The sequence below is a fragment of the Paenibacillus sp. SRL342 genome, assembly GCF_984798905.1.
In genome coordinates this window covers 7,058,321-7,084,085 of sequence record NZ_OZ481790.1, presented here as the reverse complement: position 1 = coordinate 7,084,085, position 25,765 = coordinate 7,058,321, and the positions used below count along the sequence as shown (strand labels likewise).

Annotated in this window: 15 protein-coding genes; 13 read left to right on the top strand and 2 right to left on the bottom strand. The window is 45.9% G+C overall.

The genetic code is table 11. From position 1 onward, the window contains the following. The first annotated feature begins 132 nt into the window (after nt 1-132). The 9 genes from AC4E8D_RS31335 (at nt 133) to AC4E8D_RS31295 (ending at nt 17,007) form a co-directional block, all read left to right on the top strand. The gene (locus AC4E8D_RS31335) at nt 133-3,939 is read left to right on the top strand and encodes a DUF8202 domain-containing protein (RefSeq protein WP_490205680.1); all 3,807 of its coding nucleotides are present in this window, start codon (nt 133-135) and stop codon (nt 3,937-3,939) included. Between the two features lie 309 nt (nt 3,940-4,248). Beyond that, the gene (locus tag AC4E8D_RS31330; RefSeq protein WP_490205679.1) at nt 4,249-8,397 is read left to right on the top strand and encodes a DUF8202 domain-containing protein; all 4,149 of its coding nucleotides are present in this window, start codon (nt 4,249-4,251) and stop codon (nt 8,395-8,397) included. Between the two features lie 339 nt (nt 8,398-8,736). Continuing rightward, a complete protein-coding gene (locus AC4E8D_RS31325) occupies nt 8,737-10,845 on the top strand; it encodes a TerD family protein (protein WP_490205678.1) in 2,109 nt (702 codons plus the stop codon). A gap of 167 nt (nt 10,846-11,012) precedes the next feature. Beyond that, nucleotides 11,013-11,885 (top strand): AraC family transcriptional regulator, encoded by an 873-nt coding sequence (locus AC4E8D_RS31320; RefSeq protein ID WP_490205677.1) that lies wholly within the window; start codon nt 11,013-11,015, stop codon nt 11,883-11,885. Nucleotides 11,886-12,238: 353 nt separating this feature from the next. Next, nucleotides 12,239-13,864: a rhamnogalacturonan lyase B N-terminal domain-containing protein gene (locus AC4E8D_RS31315; protein WP_490205676.1), complete on the top strand. Its 1,626-nt coding sequence runs from the start codon at nt 12,239-12,241 to the stop codon at nt 13,862-13,864. Between the two features lie 214 nt (nt 13,865-14,078). Further along, nucleotides 14,079-15,038, top strand: a complete 960-nt coding sequence (locus tag AC4E8D_RS31310) for an SMI1/KNR4 family protein (RefSeq protein ID WP_221820133.1) — start codon at nt 14,079-14,081, stop codon at nt 15,036-15,038. Between the two features lie 345 nt (nt 15,039-15,383). Beyond that, nucleotides 15,384-16,118, top strand: coding sequence for an SDR family NAD(P)-dependent oxidoreductase (locus AC4E8D_RS31305; protein ID WP_221820132.1), 735 nt, complete (start codon nt 15,384-15,386; stop codon nt 16,116-16,118). Between the two features lie 66 nt (nt 16,119-16,184). After that, the gene (locus tag AC4E8D_RS31300) at nt 16,185-16,604 is read left to right on the top strand and encodes a MarR family winged helix-turn-helix transcriptional regulator (RefSeq protein WP_076320261.1); all 420 of its coding nucleotides are present in this window, start codon (nt 16,185-16,187) and stop codon (nt 16,602-16,604) included. A gap of 31 nt (nt 16,605-16,635) precedes the next feature. Further along, a complete protein-coding gene (locus AC4E8D_RS31295) occupies nt 16,636-17,007 on the top strand; it encodes a winged helix-turn-helix transcriptional regulator (RefSeq protein ID WP_221820131.1) in 372 nt (123 codons plus the stop codon). Nucleotides 17,008-17,068: 61 nt separating this feature from the next. On the opposite strand, the gene AC4E8D_RS31290 is transcribed toward AC4E8D_RS31295, so the two are convergent. Both AC4E8D_RS31290 and AC4E8D_RS31285 read right to left on the bottom strand, forming a co-directional pair. Further along, nucleotides 17,069-18,139, bottom strand: coding sequence for an SDR family oxidoreductase (locus tag AC4E8D_RS31290; RefSeq protein WP_221820130.1), 1,071 nt, complete (start codon nt 18,137-18,139; stop codon nt 17,069-17,071). 248 nt (nt 18,140-18,387) lie between these two features. Beyond that, nucleotides 18,388-18,885, bottom strand: coding sequence for a DinB family protein (locus AC4E8D_RS31285; RefSeq protein WP_221820129.1), 498 nt, complete (start codon nt 18,883-18,885; stop codon nt 18,388-18,390). A gap of 175 nt (nt 18,886-19,060) precedes the next feature. On the opposite strand from AC4E8D_RS31285, the gene AC4E8D_RS31280 reads away from it, so the two are divergent. The 4 genes from AC4E8D_RS31280 (at nt 19,061) to AC4E8D_RS31265 (ending at nt 25,711) form a co-directional block, all read left to right on the top strand. Next, nucleotides 19,061-20,218 carry a response regulator gene (locus AC4E8D_RS31280; RefSeq protein ID WP_490205675.1) on the top strand — a complete coding sequence of 386 codons (1,158 nt, stop codon included), beginning with the start codon at nt 19,061-19,063 and terminating at the stop codon, nt 20,216-20,218. A 3-nt stretch (nt 20,219-20,221) separates the two neighbouring features. Further along, nucleotides 20,222-23,359, top strand: coding sequence for a hybrid sensor histidine kinase/response regulator (locus tag AC4E8D_RS31275; RefSeq protein WP_490205674.1), 3,138 nt, complete (start codon nt 20,222-20,224; stop codon nt 23,357-23,359). 155 nt (nt 23,360-23,514) lie between these two features. Further along, the gene (locus AC4E8D_RS31270) at nt 23,515-24,846 is read left to right on the top strand and encodes an ATP-binding protein (RefSeq protein ID WP_490205673.1); all 1,332 of its coding nucleotides are present in this window, start codon (nt 23,515-23,517) and stop codon (nt 24,844-24,846) included. After that, the gene (locus AC4E8D_RS31265; protein ID WP_490205672.1) at nt 24,818-25,711 is read left to right on the top strand and encodes a response regulator; all 894 of its coding nucleotides are present in this window, start codon (nt 24,818-24,820) and stop codon (nt 25,709-25,711) included. Before AC4E8D_RS31270 ends, AC4E8D_RS31265 begins: the two co-directional genes overlap by 29 nt. The last annotated feature ends 54 nt before the right edge of the window (nt 25,712-25,765 follow it).

Below are 25,765 nucleotides of genomic sequence, written 5' to 3'. Positions count from 1 at the left end.
GTCGTATTTGCTAGCGAAAGGTTTGGTAAGAGTTTGGTAAGAGGCTATGTGTAGAATAAGCAAGATGAGGGTCAACATTATGTTTTGAGTCAGTAAGCAGTCCAAAAATAACATATTAAGTAGGAGGAACCTATGTACACAGCAAAAATTCGGAAGAAACCATGGCAAAGAATGTCCATGTTAGTTCTTTCCTTTATTCTGGCGATTGGAACGTTACCCATGAGTTTGGCTCAAGCGGAGGCGACTAACGAGACTCCTGTTGGTCCGGGCGGAGTTGGATCCCCTTCACTATGGCTACGACCAGAGCGGGTAAACGGAGTTGCCAGCGGCGAAAAGGTGAGTATGTGGGAAGATCAAGGCAGTAAAATAAATAACGCAACGCAAGACGTGGTCGCGAATCAACCGACCTATTGGGATGATAAAAATCATAATATCAATTTCAATCCGGTATTGGAATATAACGGCACAAGTAGTTTTATGAATCTGGATGTAAGTAAGCTCCCTCAAGGGAAGAGCCCCAGATCGATCATTACCGTTAGCAAAACCAATAAAACAGGAGGCCTCAATTATATTATTTCATGGGGAGTACAAACGGGCGGTTATACGGGCATGGGGATGCTTCAAGTTGACGCAAGAGGCGGCTTGACGACATTTAACAGTGACCCTAACCAGACTTTATACACTCCCGACAAGTTTATGGGAATGACGTTCCCGACCGAGCTATTTGTTACTTGGACAGGTGGGGACACTGGAACGAATATAGCTAGATTGTACAGTAAAATGAAGCAGGTACAGGAACTGGGTGGTTGGGGAAAAGAACTTAATAAGGCGTGGAATACTGGTAACTCGGACGGAGCCGTAGTTGGTAAGCTAATTCCGGCAACTGCGGCCAATAGTGGATATTGGCAGGGTTCGATTGAAGAAATCATCGTATTTGACCATGATCTTACGGACGTAGAACGCCAAAAAGTCAGCACATATCTGGCGATCAAATACGGCTATACGCTTGATCAGACGACAGCCAATTCATATGTCGATTCAAACATGGCTACGATCTGGGATGCCCAGGAGAACGCAGTCTATACCCATCGTATTACAAGCATCGGTCGAGATGATCAGAGCGGCTTGATGCAGAAACAAGCCAAAGCGCAGGAACAGGAATCTACGTTGACGATTGCTTTGGGCAACAGTGTTGAGGATGCCAATTCTGCAAATAAAAATGAATTCTCAAAGGATTCTTCTTTCTTTACGTTTGGTGACAATGGAGCAAGTACTGAATTCAAAACACCAATTACGAAAGATGGGAAAAAACTACTTGGGATGGAGCGTGTCTACAAGGTACAGAAAGCAAACTGGACTGAATCACAGATTACACTTCAGGTAGACGAAGCGGGAGCTAACCCGGCTTTGCCTCAATATGTTGTGATCAGCAATGATGCTCAATTTGATGGACAAGACTCATTCCATTTAATTGAGAACGGCCAAGTAACTCTTAATACCTCAAATTTTGGTCCGAACTCTTACTTTACCATTGCAACTGCTGCTACTCCTTTGACGGTACCGGACGTCACACTGACCGACGATGAGTTGACATGGGAAGCAGTTGCGCATGCAGATAAATATGAAGTAACGATTGAACTGGAAGACGGCACGAAGCGGACGGAGGAAGTAACCGGAACGGCGCTTAACCTGTCGCAATTGGTACCATCGCTAGAAGTTGGTACCCACAAAGTGACAGTAACAGCGAAGACGAACAATCCAGCCTATTCTGATTCAGAAGAGTCGAATTCGAAAAGTTATGTTGTTGCTATTGATAAGTCGAAGTTGAAAGCTAAAGCCGATGAGATTAACGGTAAAATCGAATCAGGCGAACTGGACGAAGAGGAGTACACACCAGAAACATGGCAAACGCTGCAAGATGCGGTAGGAGTTGCTGAATCCGTGTTCGACGACGAGAATGCAACACCGGAACTCGTGGAAAAGGCTTATCAAGATCTGGTGGATGCCCGAAAGGGGCTTACCAAAAAGCCTGGTACTGGTGTCGACACGTCAGTGCTGAAAAATGAACATGATAGAATCAAGGGTGAAAATCTAACTGAAACGGAATATACGGTAGAGAGCTGGGAAGCACTCAAAGTTGCGATGAATGAAGCAGAGCGAGTGTTGAATGATTTGACAGCGAATCAAGCGCAGGTAGACAAGGCACTTCAGGATCTGACTAACGCTAGAACGGGACTTACCAAAGTAATTGGTACAGATGAATCTACGTTGCAGACACTGGTCCCTTCCGTGGGAAGCTTATCCCCGGCATTTGATCCGGCTAAAGACACGTACACCATCTCAGTACCAAATAGCGTATATCAATTTCAGTTAACGCCAACGGCACTTGATCCACTTGCGAAGATTGAAATAGCTGTTGGAGATGGAGAATGGAACGAGGTTTCAAGTGGCACTGTTAGTGAGAATCTACCGCTCCAAGTCGGTGGGAATAAGATCGTTGTTAGAGTAACCGATTCACTTGGAAATGTTACGGCGTATAAAATCAACGTGACTAGAGCATCTAGTGACAATGGTAACAATGGTGGAGGCAACAATGGCGGCGGTGGAAATACGGGCGGTAACAGTGGAAGCACACCAGCACCAGCACCTACACCTGCGCCTGTACCAACGCCAACTCCGGCACCCGTGAAGGATAATTTGGAAACAACTCGGGATGGTAGCCATCAACCATTTGCTACATCCAAACCATCTGACAACAAAGAAACATTGGTTCAAGTTGATCCAGCCAAGCTGAATGTTGCCATGTCACAAGGCACAGGACAGCAGTTCGCCATTCATTCACCAAATGATGGGCATATGAAGGTGGACGGGTTAACCCTCGAAACTCTGAAACAATTAGTGGATCAAGGTTCCAAACTAAACATTAGCAATCCGCTGGCGATCTATCCGGTACCTGGCGGTAAAATGGACGTGAATGGTGTGTCCAGACAGCTTGGTAATGCAGCGTTGAATGATATTGATGTCCATGTTGATATCGCACGTTCCTCGGATGCTTTGATTGACAGTGCCGAGACAAGAGCCGCATCCCAAGGATATGAGCTACTTGTGACACCGGTTGATCTGGATCTGACGTTTACGAAAGATGGCCAGACCGTGCGATCCGGCCAGCTGAACGGCTATGCACCGAAGTATATTGCACTTCCGGAAGGTATCGACCCGAACCGGATTACCACAGGTGTAATCATCAATCCGGACGGTAGCATCTTCCATGTACCAACGGTTGTAACCAAGATCGATAGTCGTTACTACGCACTCATTAATGACTTGCGTAGCAGCGGAAGTTACTCGGTCATCTGGAATCCGCAGGATTTTGAAGATGCCAGATCCCATTGGGGTAAAACGGATGTGAACAACATCGCTGCGAGATTAGATCTGCAAGGTAACGGAGATAACACATTCTCACCGAACCGTCAGGTTACTCGTTCTGAGTTTGCCGAGATTGTTGTACTTGGACTGGGCTTAATGCGTCAGGATGCACCACAGAATCTATTCCCTGACGTTAACGATTCCGCATGGTTCCGCTCCGCGGTAGCCCTTGCGAATGAATTCGGTATCGTTCGCGGTTATGATAATGGGAACTTCTACGGTAATCAGGAAATCACACGTGAGCAAGGATTTGCGATGGTTGCTCGTGCCTATCGTCTGATTGAACCGGAAGCGGCAATCAACCCGGATCAGATGAACTCTGAACTGGAACGTTACAGTGATGCAGCGGATGTATCGAATTGGGCGAAAGAAGATGTAGCCCAGTTGATTGCAGCCGGAATTATCCAAGGTAACGGGCCGGAGGTGCTGAGTCCAAAGACCACGATGACTCGTGCCGAGGTTACTGCATTGATTGCAAGAATGTTGAAAGTAACAAACTTGATTGATCAATAGACACAATCTAAAATGAAAAGCCTTTGCTGACATTGGGGGTCGGCAAAGGCTTTTTTCTTTTTGGAATGACGTTGGAGTACTGAACTCTATTTGTTTCCTTCTACCGATCAGTATTCATTATCGTATAGCTTGGTAAGAGTTTGGTAAGAGGCTCAGTGTAAAATAAGCGGTGAAGCATTTCAAAATTAACACAATCTAGTAAATCAGACATCCTGAAGGGATTATGAGAAGAATGATTTAGCTAAATTAGTTATAGTCGAAAGGTGTGACAAGTGTTTGAAGAACAATAAGAAATTGCGCAACAGCAAAATGACAAGAGTATGGTCAAGGGTGCTTTCTTTGGTGATGGTAGCGAGTATATTGCCTACACCAATTTTGTTTCCAGCCATAGAAGCTCATGCAGATACTGAAAATCCTGCATCCAACAGTACCGCGATTACCGCAGGGGGATATCCGGGTGGTGTAAGCGACGGACTCATATCATGGATTGATGTTGAGCGAAGTATGAATCTGGCAGCTGACGGCAGTAAAATCACTTCTTTGACCGATCTGGTAGATCTGGACCCCAATGTAGAACATGATAATGTATGGAGTATCGTAAATCCTAACACCTTAGTTACAGGTGCCATTAACTTTAACAGCGGTATATTAATTGATGGTAACAAAGGATACTATATCAGGGCGCCTTTCCATACAACGGATGTCGCTCGTGAGGCATTTTCCATTCAAGGAGCTGCTGCGAATGGTTTCCCATGGCATTTTGGCGGCCAAGGAAGCACCGACACGTACAGTACAAGTGTAATCAGATCTTCATTTGGCAATGCAGGGAACGACGAATTGATTCGAAATAATGCAGGTAACCCGTATCAGTTAGGGCAAGCAGATATTTTCAATGTACTTCGCACTGAGGATTACTTTGGGATGTATTTAAATCATACGAAGTTAATCGATAAAACAACTGCAGGAACAGCGAGCTTTAATAGTGCCACGAGTGCTACGGGTTACTACTTCGGAGCAGGGCATAATCGAAGGTTTAATGGACTAATATCGGAAACGATATTATATAATCGCGAGTTACAGGACGTTGAAAGAACTAAAGTGTACAGTTACTTGGGGTTAAAATACGGAATCACTCTGGCAGACAACTATGTTTCCAGTGATTGGAACGGAGAAGAAGGTACTGTTTTCTGGAATTCGTCGAACCAGGCAGATTACAAGAATCGCATTACCGGGATTGGCCGTGATGACTTAGGTGCCCAGAACCAGAAACAATCCAAGTCACAAGGAGTCGGCTCAAATGTAGCCATTGCTCTTGGAGATACGATTCATTCAGATAATGTCGACAATGAGAATACGATGGATAACAACTCCTTCTTTATGTTTGCAGACAAGAGCGCGAACGATACCGTATCTTATGTAAGTGCACCCATCGTGAAAGATGGCTTTCGTGTAAAGATCATGGATCGTTCGTATCAGGTGGACAAAACAAACTGGAGTGATCAAGATATCACACTTCAAGTGGATGATGCTGAAGGCTTAAAACCAAGCTACATCATTCTTAGCCAAGATGACTCTTTTGACAACAATGATACCTTTTATCCAGTAACGGATGGAAAGGTTACATTAAACAGTTCCAACTTTGCGGACGGTTCTTACTTCACGTTTGCAGCTGCTTATCCAGACCCTAAAGATGCTCACTTGCTAACATCGCAAGTCAATGACGATGGAACTTTGAATCTAACCTTCAATCGTGACGTGAAATCGGATGATTTGAAGGGCTTCACCGTCACAATTGGAGGTACCGTGTATGATGATCTGAGTCAATATATAGCTAATGGATCTACGATTTCCATCCCTCTGACGGAAGCTCAGCTTGAATCGGGAGGAGAAATTACAATTAACTATGACGGTAGTGGCACGTTGAGAGACGCGTTAACCGGACTCAAGGTTGATGAATTCGATCAGGCTATTCATGCAGTCAATACAATGCCATTAGCGAAAAAAGTGAAAGAAGCCTTAGCTTTATCGAATGATGATTACACGACTGATTCATGGAATGCATTGCAAACCAAAGTCCAAGAGGCACAGACACTTTTGAGCAATCCTTTGGTAACACAGACTCAAGTAAATGACCTGTTAAGTGTATTGGATAACGCAATCGATGGATTGGTCAAGAATCAACCCAAAGCGGACAGCGGCAGCTTCATCGAGGGCGAAAGCACGATATCCATTCATTTTAATAAAAGTATCGAAGTAGTTTCTGAAGTGGATCTAAGTAGTTCATTTACAGTTACGGTAGGTGGGCAAGCCGTAGAAGTTGTCGGAGCTGTCATCGATGGATCTGATCCTACAAAATTGATTTTGACCTTGCCCGAATCGGTTAAATTATCAAGTGATGAGAAGGTTAACGTTGCTTACAATGGAACATCTGGCTATCTAAAAGGCGAGGGAGCAGAAGGAACATTGGTTCATGATTTCCAATTCGATTTGGAAGACCCATTCGCGAGCGCGCTGAAGATTATTGAACCAGCAGGGAGTACTTCAGATAAGAAGCCAGCAGTCTCGGGTACGGTCCATACGGATACAGATACGCTGAGTGCAGTGTTGAAAGATGCAGAAGGTCGTGTAATTGATGTTGCAGGAAGTTTGATCTGGAATGCTGGGGACCCAAACTGGTCCTATCATCTGGATGAAGATCTTGCACCCGGCACTTATACCGTTGAGGTAACAGCAGTGGACGGAGGACGTTCCGTTACGAAAACGAAAACATTTACTATTGTAAAAGAAGCACTGACACAGCTCAGTCTGACCGATTCATTTGGGAAAAATATTGCGTTGAACCAAGCATTTGATCCAAACCAATTCAACTACGCAGCAACGGTAACCAATGATGTGTACAATCTACGTATTTACCCGACTGCTCCTTATGCTGCAGACAAAATTGAGATTTTGCATGATGGAATCTGGAAGGAAGTGGAGAGTGGCAATAGTAGTGATGATCTTGCACTTAAGGTAGGTTCAAACACAATTGTCATTAGAGTTACAGATACGAATGGTTTGCAGACGGAGTACACTACGGTCATCACCAGAGCATCCAATGACAATGGTAACAATGGTGGAGGCAACAATGGCGGCGGAAATACGGGAGGTAACGGTGGAAGCACACCAGCACCTACACCTGTGCCAGTACCAACGCCAGCACCCGTGAAGGATAATTTGGAAACAACTCAGGATGGTAGCCATCAACCATTTGCTACATCCAAACCATCTGACAACAAAGAAACATTGGTTCAAGTTGATCCAGCCAAGCTGAATGTTGCCATGTCACAAGGCACAGGACAGCAGTTCGCCATTCATTCACCAAATGATGGGTATATGAAGGTGGACGGGTTGACCCTCGAAACTCTGAAACAATTAGTGGATCAAGGTTCCAAACTAAACATTAGCAATCCGCTGGCGATCTATCCGGTACCTGGCGGTAAAATGGACGTGAATGGTGTGTCCAGACAGCTTGGTAATGCAGCGTTGAATGATATTGATGTCCATGTTGATATCGCACGTTCCTCGGATGCTTTGATTGACAGTGCCGAGACAAGAGCAGCATCCCAAGGATACGAGCTACTTGTGACGCCGGTTGATCTGGATCTGACGTTTACGAAAGATGGACAGACCGTGCGATCCGGCCAGCTGAACGGCTATGCACCGAAGTATATTGCACTTCCGGAAGGTATCGACCCGAACCGGATTACAACAGGCGTGATTATCAACCCGGACGGTAGCATCTTCCATGTACCAACGGTTGTCACGAAGATCAATAGTCGTTACTACGCGCTCATTAATGACTTGCGTAGCAGCGGAAGTTATTCGGTCATCTGGAATCCGCAGGATTTTGAAGATGCCAGATCCCATTGGGGTAAAACGGATGTGAACAACATCGCTGCGAGATTAGATCTGCAAGGTAACGGAGATAACACATTCTCACCGAACCGTCAGGTTACTCGTTCTGAGTTTGCCGAGATTGTTGTACTTGGAATGGGCTTAATGCGTCAGGATGCACCACAGAATCTATTCCCTGACGTTAACGATTCCGCATGGTTCCGCTCTGCGGTAGCCCTTGCAAATGAATTCGGTATCGTTCGCGGTTACGATAATGGGAACTTCTACGGTAATCAGGAGATCACACGTGAGCAAGGATTTGCTATGGTTGCTCGTGCCTACCGTCTGATTGAACCGGAAGCGGCAATTAGCCCGGATCAGATGAACTCTGAACTGGAACGTTACAGTGATGCAGCGGATGTATCGAATTGGGCGAAAGAAGATGTAGCCCAGTTGATTGCAGCCGGAATCATTCAAGGTAATGGGCCAGAGGTTCTGAGTCCAAAGACCACGATGACTCGTGCCGAGGTTACTGCATTGATTGCAAGAATGTTGAAAGTAACAAACTTGATTGATCAATAAACACAATCTAAAATGAAAAGCCTTTGCTGACATTGGGGGTCGGCAAAGGCTTTTTTCTATTTTTATTAAATTCTTAAATTCATGTCGTAATACTTTCGCCCTGTTGGCAGATCGTGGAATCTGAGATGATGGGTTCACCAGAGGTTCGGGCGACAAACTTTGAACTGCTGGCCTTCAGGCTATTGCGATCCTTCCTTCTACAATCATTGGAGATCATAGGGTCGCAGCTCTCCTGAAGATTTTATTTCAGAGAGGAGGCGTCCAGGCTATCACATTCCTTCCTTCTAACCCTAACCTTTCACGTTATATAGGGATGTGGCTTTCCTGGACTCTTTTATCATGAACAATACAATCTATTTGCGCAGAGCGAACAAACTTATTATCGAATCAAACGAAGGGAAACAACAGTTGCCGAAGACACATCTGGCGACTGCCCTCAAAAATATTGAAGCACTCGGATACACCTTCTCGGATGAGCTAATGCAGGCGATGCGGCAGCTGTCCAAGGAACAGTTTGAAACAGTATATCATCAACTGGTGGCTGATCTGAGAGTCATGGTCGGCGCATATGTGAAGTATCAACCAATGTATGCAGGATTCCCGATGCAGGTGATGCAAGCGGATGAAGCGGAGTTATACCTTAATGCAATTATTCATTATCTGACCAACCTGACTGTGGTCTATCCGGATCAACAATGTGTGGAAAGAATGCCTTTGCTGGAGAAGACGGACTTGAAAGTCATTGGTTTGGGAAACCAGCAAGCATTCCAGACGCTCATCCGTCAGATCATTGAAGCAAAAGGTTCCATCTCGGAAACGGACAAGGCGGATATCGATATGGTATTGGAGCATGCAAACCCGGAAGACGTGGATGCGCTATTACCCGCTGAGATTCCGTTCAAAGAAAATGTGGGCTTTGTGGTCGCCTCGCTGTTGAAACATGAAAAAGCGAACATCGAACGGATCGGTCCGTATTTCAAAACGGCAAGTGATGTCCTCCGTCTGGCTGTTGCCTGGTCCAATGGTGATGTCAGCCTCGCTGCGGCTTCTCCCTTCCGGAAATTCAAACGCCGCGAGAGACGCCTTTTGCTCGGATTATTGGAACAATGTGGTTCCATCACGGAGGATATGCTCCGCTATAAGAATCGCTGGATTCGCCTTGGCGAAATTCTGCATCCTTCGGAATATAAGCTTCGGTATCCACGATGTGAAGAAGCCTTTGCTATTTTGCGTAATAATAAACCTTATTCGACTTTCAACGGAAGTGTGGAACTTGCATTCCAATATCGAAATGTCTGGAGTCTGATCGATCTGTTATCACAGCGTCCAGGTGAATTCGCGAGAAGACTGGATCACTTGTTGCGGATGACCGAAGATGAAGCGTATGTACTGCTGGCATTTGGTGAGGTTTTGGAGCAGGTATCTACCCCGGTCTTGTTGCAAGTGAGACAGCATTTTACACAGCGTAATGAACCGCAGGATCTGCGTGTCTTCTTCCCAAAAGGCAATGTAGCGAAAGCCTTTGCTGTTCCGAATGAGTTGCCAGACATCGATGAAGCCACGTGTCAGGAGGTCGTGCAATTATGCGAACAGGCGCTGATAGAGCGCTTCGCTGTCCTTCCCACGCTTGGAAAGACCTATGTCGATCCACAGCTTCATGATTATCTGGTACCGTTTTCCCAGAGATCGGCAAGCAAGGCTCTACGTACCATCGTTCGTGGAAGCCGTGTGCCGATGGCAGAGGGTGATACCATTCGTTTCTTCAACTGGTGGAAAGAGGGGGACGTGGATGGCAAATCTACAGGGCGTGTGGACATTGACTTGTCTGCGGTGATGTACGATAAGGACTGGAACTATGTGGAGCATATTTCTTATACGAATCTGCGATCCTCCAACTATAAGGCTGTTCATAGCGGAGATATCGTGACCGCACCTTATGGCGCAAGTGAGTTCATTGATCTGCATATTCCATCCATCGTGGCTTATGGTGGACGATATGTGGTGGCGACACTGCTTTCGTTTACCAGTCATCCGTATTGTGATCTGCCGGAATGTTTTGTGGGCTGGATGATGAGGAAGAAGCCGGGGTCTGGCGAAATTTTCGAACCATCTACCGTAGCGAACAAAATCGATATTACCGCGGATACCCAGATTGCGATCCCTGTCATTATGGACCTGGTCGAACGTACCGTCATCTGGACAGACCTGGCGCTGACAAGCCATCCCGATTACTACAATAATGTGGAAGGCAATCAAAAAGGCATGGTCCTGATGGGGAAAGCACTAACGAATTTACGCAAACCCGATCTGCATGACTTGTTCATGCTCCATGCCAAAGCTAGAGGAGAGCTGGTGGATACAATGGATCAGGCGGATACAATCTATTCGGTGAATCAAGGCATTACGCCGTACGATATCGAGCAGATTATGGCAGAGTATCTGGTTTGACCTGTTTGACTTGATTACTGGTGTTATGTGAATATCAAGGTTAGAAAAGAGTAGCTGATGCTGCTCTTTTTTCTGTTTAGATGCAAAGAGCCTACAGAATGGTGCAGGTAATGTCGGATGCAAAGAGAATGAATTTGCTAAGCTTGAATTAACGTGGGAGGGATGATATGGATACGCTGAGGCGGTTAAATGAAGCCTTGAATCATATTGAGGAGCATCTGATGGATGTCGTGGACATGAAGGAGATTTCCCGAATTGCCTGCTGTTCGGAGTATCATTTTACACGCATGTTCTCTTTTCTTAGTGGTGTAACGCTCTCGGAATATATTCGACGTCGCCGCTTGACACTTGCAGCTATGGAGTTAAGCCACAGTGACAGCAAAATCATTGATATTGCGTTGAAATACGGGTATACATCGCCGGATTCTTTCTCTCGTGCTTTTCAAAGCATGCATGGCACTACGCCCTCCGAAGCGCGAAACCATGGTCCATTTCTTAAAGCCTTCCCACGGATGACATTTCAACTGACCATTCAAGGAGGAAGCGAAATGAACTACCGCATTGAAGATAAAGAGGCGTTTCGAATCGTGGGTATTCGTAAAAGGGTGCCAATCGTATTCAACGGGGTTAATCCGGAGATCGCTGCGATGTACCAGAGTCTTACACCGGAATTGATTGATACAATTAAGGGGGCATCGAACGTCCAGCCTCTGGGCTTAATTAGTGCTTCGGCCCATTTCAGTGAGGGGCGGATGGCAGAACAAGGAGAACTGGATCATTACATTGGCGCTGCTACGACAAAAGAAGTGCCTGAAGGACTGGAACAGCTCGAGGTTCCTGCTTCGACGTGGGCTGTATTTACTGTCGTTGGCCCGTTTCCAGGCACGCTACAGGAGGTGTGGGGCCGGATCTACGCGGAGTGGTTTCCTTCATCGGACTATGAGCTGAGTGAGGGTCCGGAAATGTTATGGAATGAGCACAAGGATGTTACTGTAGAGCAATATAGAAGTGAGATTTGGATACCTATTCGGAAGAGATGATACTGTCTCGAGCTTGGTATCTGCTAGCGCAGCTTTTTGAAGCTGCGTTTTTTATTTTCAGAATTCACTATCGGATATACGAGCCGTTTTCATTGCAAATATATGTAATATAATGGTATTATTTTATTGGAATTGTAAGAATACTTGTATTTAGAAGAGTGATTTAAAAAGGGGGTGAAGAGATCTGGTTTACATGAAGTGATGATTTTATTTTATACGCACGCAGACATAACATTTCAGTTGATTATGGACATGCCCGCATAGCAGACATATCGATATGAGACGAAAGTGTCAGTTATTATACATTATAATGTAAGCGCTTTATTAAATGAAATCCAGGGAGGGATTTACTCATGACCAAAAGTATAGTGAGAAAGGCGCTTGGTTTGTTTTTAATTGTCGTTATGATTGCAACAGCTGTTGTATACCCTGCATCTACCGGACACGCGGCCACCATTAATGTTACGGATAACGGCTCCAGAATTGAAGTAAACACCGGTTCAGGATTAGTCTATGTGGTGAACAAAACCAATGGGGATATTATCTCAGCCAAAATGAACGGTACGGAGCTGAACAGCAATAGAGGATCACATATCGGCTCAGGTTTGGGCTCCTCGGCCAATGTGACGTGGAATACCTCACCTTCCGGATCAACCGTGTTAATCACGGTATCCACAAGCACACTGACCCACTATTATGCTTCACGTGGTGGGGAGAACATCATATACATGGCAACGCATATCACGGCTCAACCTTCGATCGGGGAGCTGCGATACATTTTCCGTAGTAATGGTAGTGTTTTGACAGGTGTTCCGGCGAATTCAAACAACCGAGGTAACACTGGAGCGATTGAAAGTCAGGATGTGTTCGGGTTTGCAAATGGACAGTCAGCCTCCAAATATTATGGTAATGATCAGGCCAAAGATTTATCCGTTCGTGGAGTTACGGGGAATGGCGTCGGTGTATTTATGGCCTACGGCAATCGGGAAAAAAGCTCTGGTGGTCCATTCTTCCGCGACATCCAGTTCCAAAGTGGAACAGAGACGGAAGTGTATAATTATATGAACTCGGGACATGCACAGACGGAGAATTGGCGCCTGGGTCTGCATGGGCCGTACGCTTTGATCTTTACAACCGGAGGTACGCCAAGTGTACCCGACTTCAGCTGGATGTCTGGTCTGAATCTGCAGGGTTGGGTATCCAGTCGGGGGAACGTGGTACTTAATGGTCTCTCCGGGATGGATACAGGGTATGCTTACACAATTGGATTCGCCAATAGCAATGCCCAGTATTGGGTAGGAACTTCTTCAAGTGGGGCGGCAGCCAAATACAGCATGATTCCGGGCACGTACACCATGACAGCCTATAAGGGAGAACTGGCTGTATATACGGAAACGGTTAATGTCACGGCAGGACAAACGATGACATTGAATACACGTACGATCAACAATGACCCAAGTAAAGCCTCTAACATCTGGCGAATTGGCAATTGGGATGGTACACCACGGGAGCTCCTGAATGGACAGACGATTCCGATTCGTCACCCATCCGATAGTCGCAACCCAAGCTGGGGGCCTGTCACCTATGCTACCGGTAGCGCGACCAATCGATTCCCGGCAATCCAGTTCCGTGGTCAGAATTCTCCAACCACAATAACGTTTAATTTGAATGCATCTCAAGCGGCGTCTTCTCATACGCTCAACATCGGTATTACCGCAGCTTACAATAATGGCAGACCTAGTGTAACGGTTAATGGACATGCTTTAACCAATCCTGCTGCATCTTCACAGCCCAATTCTCGCAGCTTCACCATTGGTACGTATCGTGGGAACAACACAACCTTTAGCTGGAATGTTCCAGCATCCTACTTCGTGAATGGTTCCAATACCATCACGATTACGCCAATCAGCGGTTCAAGTGACTTGGGTAACTGGTTAAGTGCAGGTTGGGTGTACGATTGTGTTGAGTTGCTGAATTGAATGAAGAATGCAATGTAGTGGAAGGAATATAAGGAGGTAGCCTGCCTGGTTTTCTTAACCGGGTTCAGGTTACCTCTTTTAGTCTTGTCATCCGAAATGAAAAGATATCGATTCATGATATCCCTAAGGATCTTGCTTTGCTGGAGATGGTGATCCGGATAGTGGTATAATTTTCAATACGTAGTCATGAGTGAATGAACGGGAGGAAAAGAGAATGAGAGACGATCTGTTGGTTCAACTGCAAGAGTGGCATGAAGAAGATGAATTTCAGGAAATTGTAGATGCAATTCAAGCGATTCCTGTGGAAGAAAGGGATTATGAGCTGGTTAACCATCTGGGACGAGCGCTGAATAACCTGGAACGATATGAAGAGGCAGTCGAACAATTCCTGACGGTTGCTAAAGAGGGAACAGGTGACCCACTCTGGCATTATCGGATTGGACTGGCTTATTACTATCTAGAGCAATATGCGCATGCGTTGCAGGCGTTCGAAAGAGCGGATGAATTGGATCCTGAAGATGAAGATACGCTGGAATTTCTGGAGTGGATTCGAAGCAAAATGGAGGAGCTGTCCGAATCTGCAGAGAAGCCCGTGGATACCGTCCCATCAGTCTCTGAAATCTCAATTGCACCTGTTCGTGTTAGCCATCTGGAACCAATGGGTTTTTGGAATGACAGTGCTGAAGCTGCGGATCAATATGTATTGGCCCCGCCTACCGATGGACAGATCGAGTCAATGGAGGAGCAGTTGGTGTTCAAGCTGCCAACTTCCTATATTAACATGATGAAATTACATAATGGTGGTGTTCCCCACTATCGGCATTATCCTGTCGGCCAAGTAGAGGCTGCCAAGAAGGTCCGCGTGGAGATCAAGGGAATACTGGGTATTGGACGTGAGAAAGCACATTCGTTGGGTGGTCAAGCGGGTAGCCGATATATCATCGAGCAGGGGGGGTACCCCGAGATTGGTGTTGTACTATGTGAGTGCCCTTCCGATTCAGAGATCGTGATGCTGGATTATCGTGAATCCGGCAATGCGGGTGAGCCCGAGGTTGTTCATGTGGATAAAAAAGAAGGCTACAAGATCACTTGGCTTGCGCCCAATTTTGAAACCTTTATCCAAGGTCTGGTGAATGAGGAAAATCAACCTGCAAACCTTCAAGGTGCACTGTAAGTAAAGGTATGAGCTTCTTTTTATACAAACCGTTGAAAATGAAAAGGCTGCGCCCTAACGAAGGGAGTAGCCTTTTTTACTGCCCAGTTATTGGGATAAACGCCATGTTGCCGAACGATATTTTTGTCAAGGAATGAAAATGGATGAATTATATTTGTTATAAAAATCCAAAATAGGCATATAGAGGTGTGCATATTGCATAAAGGCAGTTCCTCTGATATTATTTAGACATCTAATATTTAATTGTGTAGATTTTAGATGTCTAAATAATATATTCTCTTCAAGGCAAAATTGACAGCTGAATTAGATTCATCCAAATAAATCAATACGTTAGGAGCAATTCACATGGGAAAATTAGATAATAAAGTAGCCATTATTACTGGCGGAGCCTCGGGAATCGGGGAGGGCATGGTTGATCTTTTTGCGCAGGAAGGCGCCATCGTCATTGCAGCAGACATTAATGAGGAAGCACTGGAGAAAGCAAGCCAAAAAGAGAATGTGTACGGAATGAAGTTGAATGTATCTTCGGATGAGGATTGGCAGGCACTGGCGAAAGTAGTGAATGAACGTTTTGGTAAAATTGACATTCTGGTCAACAATGCAGGCATTTCTTCGGAGAAGCCATTTGAGGAAATCAATGCACAGGATTGGGAGAAAATGCTCTCCATTAATGGCTTCGGCCCATTCGCTGGCATGAAACATGTCACTCCTTATATGGCAGCCCAGAAGAAAGGTTCCATCGTCAATATCTCATCATACACCGCTTTGATTGGACAAGGCTTTAACCATTACTCGGCATCCAAAGGCGCAGTACGTGCATTATCCAAAGCCGCTGCAACCACCTTCGGACGTCAAGGTATTCGGGTGAATGCTCTTTTTCCTGGGATCATCGAAACACCAATGACCCAATCCTTGAACACCTCAAAAGAACTGCTTGAACGATTAATTCAGGCAACGCCTTTGCAGCGTCTGGGTCAGGCTATCGATATAGCCAAAGCCGCGTTGTTCTTGGCGTCGGATGATTCTTCGTACATTACAGGATCTGAACTGGTGATCGATGGTGGCTACTCAGCCCAATAGCGTGTAAAATGATGACAGCCCTTAAGTTGAATTAGGGCTGTTGTTTATTTTTTCGAGGAGGATCTAATGGAAGAACAGAACATTTTTGAGCTTATACACAACATGGATAATTTCACCAATAAATTGATCATACAATGGAATAAATCATTCAATGAGGACCTGGGTGTCTCTCATGTGCTTGTACTCAGCCATCTCCATCAAAATGGAAAAAGCCGACCTTCGGATATTGCAAAAATCTTAGGGTTCACTCCGCCTACACTCAGTTATTTATCTGACAAGATGGTAGCCAAGGAACTAGTTGTTAGAATGGTAGATGAGGCGGACCGTCGCATTATTTATTTGAACATTACAGATAAAGGTGCCGAAGTCCTCGGAAGAGCAATATTGGAGGGCCAGAAGCTGCGTAAGAATTTGTTCGAGAAATTAAACGAAGCGGATCGAGCGCAATTAGTCCATATTTTTGAGAAGATGAATCGGGAAGATTGATCAATAGCCTGGAAGGGAGACAGAAGGTGATATGGAGGAACCGCTCAAAGTATATAACACCGCAGTAGAAGCTTTTCTTGAAGTAATCGGGGGAAAGTGGAAGCCTGTTATTCTATTCCATCTTACCTTTGGCAAGAAACGTAATGGTGAGCTGATGAAACTGATCCCTGCGATCACCCAGAAAGTGCTGACCCAGCAACTTGGTGAATTAACGGAGGCGGGAGTTATTGCCCGTATTTCCCATCACCAGGTCCCACCTAAAGTGGAATATGAGTTAACAGCGTATGGATGGAGTCTTAAAGAGATTCTTCATCTGATGTGTAGGTGGGGCGATATACACGTGGAGAATGTATATGGTGATCGAGGAAAAATTCTGTTTAAGCCACCAACTACTGACCGTTGAATGACTTAAAATAAGCCGATTCTGCAATTCAGGAATCGGCTTATTATGCATTTTATTTACTTTACGGAAGGATCTTGCGATCACGTAGATTTCTGAAAATATCCATAAACATAGTCTCAGTGTCAATGAAATCATGGAATCCGAAGCGGCGAGCTTTGGAACCATCTGCGAAGAAATCGTAATCCCACGAGAAGACAAAATCACCAAATGCCCAGGAAGAGACATCATCATAAGGGGTGTTTATCAAATCATACTTTTCAATCATTGAATTCCAAAGATTTTCTTTATCTGCCATCACTGTTGCAAGTGAAAAGGGCAGTGGAGGTGCTGTTTCCAATTCGAAAAACGCAGCGATTTTGGGCCATAGTTCGTTCCAGCGAAACAGATCACCATTGGTGATATTAAATGCCTGATTGGCACATTGCGGATTGGTTGCTGCCCATACGGTTGCATGAGCCAGCAATGTCGCATCAGTCATTTCAAGAAGCGAATGATATGCTCCTGGTTTCCCAGGGAATCGAAGGGGCAAGCCAAGTTCCTTGGAGATAGCAGCATAAACGCCAATAACCATGGCAAGGTTCATTGGATTACCCAGGGCAAATCCACATACAACAGACGGGCGCAGGGCTGACCAGGTCCAGCTGCTTCCGGGTTGCCGATCCTCGAGAAACTGTTGCTGATCGACATTGAATTCAGGGGGCATATGATATGCGTCCGTTTCTTTGGCAGGTGTTTTGAATGGCCCCAGATGTGCACCGTACACTTTATAACCTTGCATTAGGCTAATATGTTGGAGGTTTGGAGCGATCGGTTCGATGGTATTCACGACATTGACGAGCATGGCCAGGTTGGGCTGTACCAATTCGGCCCAAGTTGGGCGATCCTGATACGCGGCGTAGAAAATATGCGTAACGGTCGTTAAATGACTCAGTTTGTCTTGTGTGTCTGTTTCGTTCAGTAAATCAGCTGATATATAACGTAACCCAGGGGCATCTTCCCCTCCGCGGCGAGATGCACCAATGACATTCCATTGTGGAAGTGTCATCAGATAATCAATAAGGTTCCTTCCAATGACGCCTCCAGCACCAATGACAAGTGCGGTGTGACGGGTAACGGATTGTTCGGGTTTCAATGGACATGCTCCTCTCTTCTTCTACTCCTATTGTGGGTCAGAAAAAGAGGGATGAGAAGTACGCACCTCAAAGTCATATACGTACTTTAAAGTAATATATGAGCCTGGTACAGGATATGAGCGTTATAATTGGCACTTTAATGGATGTTAGTTGCCTATAACCACAAGAAGCTGTAAAAGGAACAATCGTCCTTTCACAGCTTAGATGTGTCTGTATATTCGTGCAATAGATCTGTTGTAAATATCGTTTATGCCGGGAACCCGCCACCTGGAGGCGGCCATGCGCCGTAGAAGCGACGCAGCAGAACAATCTCACCCAAATGGTACGAGTTATGGGATGCGATATTGCGCAGAAGTCCTGCCTTGGTTTCACCCGGGAAATAGAGCAGTGGATCATCTAATTGTGCAGACTCTGCAATGGCTGCGGCTTGATCAACCCCATCCAGGAATGCCTGAATATCTGCCTTCCACGTGGCTTCGTCTTGTGGACCCTTCTCTTCAGGCCAGCTCTCACTCACGTTAGCAGGGAGCTGTGGCTTGCGTCCTTCCAAGTGTTCGAGCATGAATTGCTGCCAATAATGCATATGCTTCACCAACTGATAGATCGTATATGGCATAGCATCGTGTGTACGAGCAGCAAGTGTGACATCGATATCGGGTAGAGCACGGGCGATGCGGATATGACCGCGTTCCCCCACTAATGATTTGACAAGGGCTTGCCCAAAGCTTTGATTAGCATCTGACATATGGTACCTTCCTCTCTTCCAAGACCGGATCTGATAACCTGTCTTCTATTTAGTATTATACAATTAAATTGCTAAAAATTAAAAATGGATAACCAAGAACGCTAAATACTTAAAATGCCTATGATATAATAGTGGAAATAAATCTCAAGGCCTCAGGGTCGAGGAGGAAGCTCCTGTGAAAGTGATATTGGTTGACGACGAACGTCTAGCGTTGATAGGCCTTCAAAAATCACTAGAAAAAGAAGTAAGCGGCATTGAAATTATTGCTACATATATGAATCCAACAGAGGCTGTGGCGGGTATTGTGGAGCACCGTCCCGATGTTGTATTTCTGGATATTCATATGCCGGAGATGGATGGTATGGATCTGGGAAGACAGATTCAGGCGGCAACACCGGGCACCGAAATTATATTTGTGACCAGTTACGATCAATATGCGGTGCATGCTTTCGAACTACAGGCTTTGGATTATGTGATGAAGCCCATCCAAAAGGACCGATTGAAGCAGACGGTAAGCCGTGTAAGAGAGAAATTGAGCGTGAAACGCGAGCAGCAGTCAAAGGATACAAACGTACCTTTAATTTGCTGTTTTAATCAGATTCAGTTTAAGCTTCCAGGAAAGGATATCCAGGTTGCCAAATGGCGTACAAGCAAGGCGCAGGAGCTGTTTGCATACTTGCTTCACCACCGGAACCAGGTCATCCATCGCAGTGTTCTGCTGGAGCTTCTGTGGCCGGGAATGGAAGAGGAGAAGACGGCACACCAACTCTACACTGCAATTTATCATGTCCGCCAAACCCTGAAAACTTGCAATATGAATATGATCAAGATTCAGAGTGGACACCTGGAGGCAGGGTATCGACTCGATTTGGGTGAGGCTCAGTTGGATAGTGAGCAGTGGGAACGGGAAATCAGGCAATGGAAAGTCGTAAACGCAAGTACCGTTCATGCCTATGAGCAAGCGCTCCATCTATATAAGGGTACCTATCTTGGTAATTATGAATACATGTGGGCTGAACCTGAGCGGGAAAGATTACGCTATCTGTGGTTGTATCATATGAGACAACTAAGTCTGTACTGCCAGCAGCATGGGCTGGCGGAGAAAGTGATCGAGAGTACACAACGTATCCAGCATATGCTTCCGGATGAAGAAGAAAGTTATTTTATGCTAATGAAGTTATATGATGAAATGCACAACGATCTCGGTGTGGAGGAGCAGTATCGTCTCTTAACCACCAGAATGGAGCAAGATTTGGAGATACCGATCAGTGAGAACATTACCGAATGGTATCAGGACTGGAAGCTCGGTTTAACCAAAGTCATGAGAAAATAATTAATGAAATTACTTCAAACGAAACGTAGGGACCGTTACAAATATTTGATCATCATGCTAATCATTTTTGGAGTGTTAATTGGCATGCGCTCGGTATGGTCAGAGTTATTCGACACAGTAGATGAGCATCGCGCCGTTAACGGGGTGCTTGATCTGAGAGATGTGGATCTGGATCAATCCCCTGTCATGTACTTGAATGGGGAATGGGAACTTTACCCGGATGAGTTACTAACCCAACAAGATATTGCGAAGAGGAATGGCGGTGCGAAGAGTGTTCAGATCCCAGGAGACTGGAGGATTGGACAGAGTCAGGAACAAGAGAATTCGTTCGGATACGGAACGTATCGATTGCGCATTTTGACAGATCCGCTTCAGACGCCGGTAACCTTTTGGTTCAAAGGGATTCAAAGTTCATCCGAGGTTGAGATGAATGGATACAACGACGGGGGGATGGGTGAGGTCTCTGCGGATAGCAGTACATATATACCCCGAAGCACTTCGTATACAGCGACCTATGATCAGGAAGGAACAACCTCCATTGAACTATTGGTCCGTGTAGCCAATTACGACAGCCCGTATATGGGCGGAATTAGCAAACCTGTTCGCTTTGGTTCACAGGCAGCCGTTGATTTTTCGCGTTGGTATTCCATTGGTTTTCAGATGCTCACCTTTCTGGTTATGCTCCTCCACGGCATGTATGCCTGTATTCTTTACGCATTTAATCGACAGGAACGTTCCTTGCTGGTTGGAGCCCTATTAACTTTATCTGTTGGCATCACGGTTACGATGGGTCATGACAATATATTGATGTTATGGCTTCCAATTAATTATACCTGGGGCATTAAAATTCGATTGATCTCATTGTTGCTGCAAAATGCTTGTATCCTTCTGTTATTCCAGAGATTAACGGTGGTTCATGTACGAAAGGCATGGCTAAAGTGGCATGTTGTCATGACCTTGATCTATACGGCCGTGATTGTGGCGGTGCCCATTCATATTACATATGCCATGATCCATTACAACGTTATTAACCTATTCTTTCTTGTATCTCTGATCTGGTTCCTATATATCGTCGGAACGATGATCTTCAGGAAACAGGCGGACCGGGATATTGTTTTTCTGCTGCTTACTGCAGGAGGCATTACATCCAACCTGTTATGGAGTGTGGCTGAGACAGCCAGAGATGTGACAACCGTCTATTATCCTATTGACATCATTTTTGCCATTACCGGCTTCTCCGCCTATTGGTTCAAGAAATACTTCAGGAATGCCAAAGAGAATATGAAGCTGAATACAGAACTGCAGAAGGGTGACAAAATTAAAGATCAATTCTTGGCAAATACATCACATGAACTGCGGACCCCGCTGCACGGGATCATTAACATCGCTCACAACGTGATCACCCGAGAGAAAAGCCGGTTGGATGAACGGAGCCTGGAGGATATGGAGTTGCTGATTACGATCGGTCGACGGATGTCACATCTCCTTGGTGATCTACTGGATGTAGTCCGGCTGAAGGAGCACCGCATTGTGTTACGTCAGGGGCCTCTTTCCATACAATCGGTTGTGCCTGGCGTTATCGCCATGCTGCAATTCATGGTAGAACGAAAATCAGTCCGCCTTCATATGGAGATTCCGGAATCGTTCCCTCAGGTGATGGCTGATGAAGAAAGGCTTGTTCAGATTTTGTATAATCTGCTGCATAACGCGCTTAAACATACAGAGGAAGGAACGATATCCGTAAGTGCCGAAATTCGTGAAGGACATGCTCTGATTCATGTGACGGATACAGGCATTGGCATGGATGAGGATACACGGATGCGCATTTTCCTCCCGTATGAACAAGGGTCGTATGGAATCAGTGATGGACAAGGCATCGGGCTTGGACTGAACATCTGCAAAGAGCTCGTAGAACTACACGGCGGGGCACTTACGGTTCACTCGGAACTCGGAAAGGGCTCGGTATTCAGCTTCGATCTGCCACTCGCGGATGAAGCCGCCGATCAGGCTCAGTCGCAGCTACCTCTAATCTGGGAACAGGCAATGGAGATGATGGAAGATGCACCTGGCGGATTCCTGTTACCTCGCCCCGGTATGAGCGGCGTAGAGTCCTCGGCGACAGCGGAGATGGCTCCTTTGCTAAAAGAAGGGAGAGCTACCATTCTGGCTGTGGATGATGATCCGGTTAATCTGGATGTGCTGGTCAGCATTCTTTCGACGGAACCTTATGATATAACTACAGCAGGTTCGGGTCAGGAAGCGATGGAATTGCTCGGCACACGTCAGTGGGATCTGCTCATTACAGATGTGATGATGCCCAATATGTCCGGATATGAGTTAACCCAGAAGGTGAGGGAACAATTCTCGATGTCTGAGCTTCCTGTGCTGCTGTTGACGGCACGAAGTCAGCCGCCAGACATCTACACGGGGTTTGCATCGGGGGCCAATGATTATGTCACGAAGCCTGTAGATGCGGTGGAACTGAAATATCGGATACGTGCATTGACCATGCTAAATCAGTCTATCCAAGAACGTCTGCGTATGGAGGCCGCCTATTTGCAGGCTCAGATCCAGCCTCACTTCCTGTTCAATACCCTGAATTCACTTATGGTTTTAAGTGATATTGATACAGAGCATATGCGGAAGCTTGGTGAAGCTTTCTCATCTTATTTACGGATCAGCTTCAACTATCTCAATACAGGGGAACTGGTGAAACTATCATACGAGCTGGAACTCGTTGAAGCTTATCTTTTTATTGAAAAAACAAGATTTGAAGACCGATTGTCGGTGGTATTAAACGTAGAGCCGGACCTTCCGTTGCTTCTCCCGCCGCTATCCATTCAGCCCTTGATTGAAAATGCCGTCAGACACGGTCTATTAAGCCGCAATGTTGGCGGTACGTTATACCTATCCATCACTCGTCATGAGGGTTATACCCGTATTGAGGTGAAGGATAATGGCAAAGGTATGGAACCGGAGAAGGTTGCAGAACTGTTACATGCTACGCCAGGTGGAAAAGGCGGAATAGGCATTGTGAATACAAACCGCAGATTGCTGCAACGGTATGGTCGGGGATTATCGATTGTAAGTGAGCCGGGTGAGGGCACGATGGTTTCATTTGATATTCCGGATGAGATATAAGGAAAAGGCCGCAGAAGTGAAACTTCCGGCCTTTTTGTTTTGCTTGCGTGTTCATTCCCTAATTTTAATTATTTCTAATGCTTCTTTCATATGTTAGTATGTTTAACATTAGAAGCGCGGGTTCCGGCATTGGGCGCTAAACGTTGTTATAGTGGGTGAAGAGATCGATGCGCAATTGGGTCAAAAATGAGAATGTGCAGATGACGGCCATTGCCTTTGCCACAGCGGTAGGGGCGCAATTCAAGATAAATCCGTTCCGGGAAGATTACTTCCGAATCGGGCTCGGGGTTAGCATCCTTTTATTTCTGCTGATGATCATGCCACACTTGTCTTATGTGAAGACAGGAATCCTGACAGGCATCGCGAATTTGCTGTTTCAGTCGGCAGATCTCATCAATCATGTACAGACCGTGTCCATTCTGGAAAGCATGCGGGACAATCTGGGGGCAGGTGTGTATTATGTGGTCTTTGCCTATGGGCTTAGCAAATTCAAGCATCGATTCCATGAGATGCAGCCTCTTCTGCTCGGTGGGCTGATTACCTGTATTGATTTCTCCTCTAATCTTGTTGAGCTGTTTCTTCGTGGAATGTTAAGCGGGACCAATATCTTTTATATGAAGGAATGGTTGTATCTGCTTGTGGTAGGCGGTCTGCGAAGTTACTTTGTGATTGGGTTATATAACAGCATTGCGGTGAGGCAGATGCGGCTATTACATGCAGAGCAGGAGAAGCGGATGGAGCAGATGCTGAGTGTGAACTCAGGTCTGTACAGCGAGGTATTTTACCTGAAGAAAGCGATGAATACAATCGAAGGTATTACGGCAGACAGCTATGATCTATATCGCGATCTCCGGGAGCAGGACATGAATCAATACAGTCAGCGCACCCTGGGCATTGCTCAGCAGATTCATGAAGTGAAGAAGGATTCACAACGCATTCTGGCGGGTCTGCTGAAGCTGTATGATAACGAAAAAGCAGTCAACATGAGCCTGTCTGAAGTGCTGAACTTTGCCAGTAAAGCAAACCGAAAATATAGCGAAATGCTGCATAAGCAGGTCGAGATCGACATCGAGCAACAGTATAATTGTGAGTCTCCGTATTACATTCCTCTTCTCACGGTAATGAATAACCTGATTGCCAATGCGGTAGAAGCGATTGAGCATGACGGGACGATCCGAATTCGTGTGTATGAGAAGGAAGATGACGTACATTTCGTCGTGATGGATTCTGGAAAAGGCGTACCCGAAGCCAAACGGGATATCATCTTTGAACCGGGCTACACAACGAAGTTCAATGAAGTCGGCATTGCCGCGACGGGCATTGGCCTGTCCCATGTACGTGATATCGTTCAGTCGTTGGCGGGACAGATTACGGTGGAATTGGCGCCTCCGGGAGCGAGCGGGACTACATTTAGTATTGTTATTCCCAAGATGAATTTAATAAAGGGGGCCGATGTCGATGACACTTTCTATCATGATCGTGGATGATGATGTGGTGAGCCGGAGCATGCTGCATGATATCATTGAATCCTGTGGTATCGGCGATCTTGCGGGCATGGCTGAGGGCGGTATAGAAGGCGCACGGATGATCATGGATCTGCGTCCTGATGTGGTGTTGATTGATCTGCTGATGCCGGATCAGGATGGAATTGAGACGGTAGCGAAGCTGAAGCAAGGCGGTTATACCGGTAAATTCATCATGATCTCTCAGGTGGAGAACAAGGAGATGGTGGGGGCGGCCTACCAGAACGGCATTGAATTCTTCATTCATAAACCGATTAATCGGGTGGAAGTGGAGCATGTGCTCAGCAAAGTGAATGAACAGTGGAAGTATGAGCGTTACGTGCTGGAGATCAAGCAGTCGATGGCTCGATTGAATCTGGTGGAAGCACCAGCCCCTGCCCAAGGTCGTACGGTGCGAGATGCGGTAAAAAGCATTCTAATGGATCTGGGGATCATTGGAGAGAGTGGTAGCAAGGATATCATTGCACTCATGGAGTATGCGATTGACCAGAAGCAGGTCGCGGAGTGGCCACCTCTGAAGGAGTCATATGAAGCGGTGGCCCAGACTTACAAGTCTACGCCGAAGGACGTGGAGAAAGAGAGCAAGGCGATGGAACAACGCATTCGCAGAACGGTAATTGCCGCGTTAACAAACATGGCCTCGATTGGACTCAACGATTATAGCAACCACAAGTTTGAGCACTATGCTCCCCTGTACTTCGACTTCCAGGATGTTCGAATGAAGATGAGAGCCATGGAAGAAGATCAGGCAGGCGACAAAGGCAAGGTTAATATCAAAAAGTTCCTGCATGTGTTCTATATGGAGACGCTTGAAAAGATGAATAATTGAGGCATCATATGCCTCTGTCTGTTGGAGGATATGAAAACCCGGGAAGGTGACCAT

Excerpts from the sequence above, each read along its gene's own strand:
- AC4E8D_RS31335 (WP_490205680.1), top strand. The coding sequence starts at position 133 with ATGTACACAGCAAAAATTCGGAAGAAACCATGGCAAAGAATGTCCATG.
- AC4E8D_RS31330 (WP_490205679.1), top strand. The coding sequence starts at position 4,249 with ATGACAAGAGTATGGTCAAGGGTGCTTTCTTTGGTGATGGTAGCGAGT.
- AC4E8D_RS31325 (WP_490205678.1), top strand. The coding sequence starts at position 8,737 with ATGAACAATACAATCTATTTGCGCAGAGCGAACAAACTTATTATCGAA.
- AC4E8D_RS31320 (WP_490205677.1), top strand. The coding sequence starts at position 11,013 with ATGGATACGCTGAGGCGGTTAAATGAAGCCTTGAATCATATTGAGGAG.
- AC4E8D_RS31315 (WP_490205676.1), top strand. The coding sequence starts at position 12,239 with ATGACCAAAAGTATAGTGAGAAAGGCGCTTGGTTTGTTTTTAATTGTC.
- AC4E8D_RS31310 (WP_221820133.1), top strand. The coding sequence starts at position 14,079 with ATGAGAGACGATCTGTTGGTTCAACTGCAAGAGTGGCATGAAGAAGAT.
- AC4E8D_RS31305 (WP_221820132.1), top strand. The coding sequence starts at position 15,384 with ATGGGAAAATTAGATAATAAAGTAGCCATTATTACTGGCGGAGCCTCG.
- AC4E8D_RS31300 (WP_076320261.1), top strand. The coding sequence starts at position 16,185 with ATGGAAGAACAGAACATTTTTGAGCTTATACACAACATGGATAATTTC.
- AC4E8D_RS31295 (WP_221820131.1), top strand. The coding sequence starts at position 16,636 with ATGGAGGAACCGCTCAAAGTATATAACACCGCAGTAGAAGCTTTTCTT.
- AC4E8D_RS31285 (WP_221820129.1), bottom strand. The coding sequence starts at position 18,885 with ATGTCAGATGCTAATCAAAGCTTTGGGCAAGCCCTTGTCAAATCATTA.
- AC4E8D_RS31275 (WP_490205674.1), top strand. The coding sequence starts at position 20,222 with ATGAAATTACTTCAAACGAAACGTAGGGACCGTTACAAATATTTGATC.
- AC4E8D_RS31265 (WP_490205672.1), top strand. The coding sequence starts at position 24,818 with ATGACACTTTCTATCATGATCGTGGATGATGATGTGGTGAGCCGGAGC.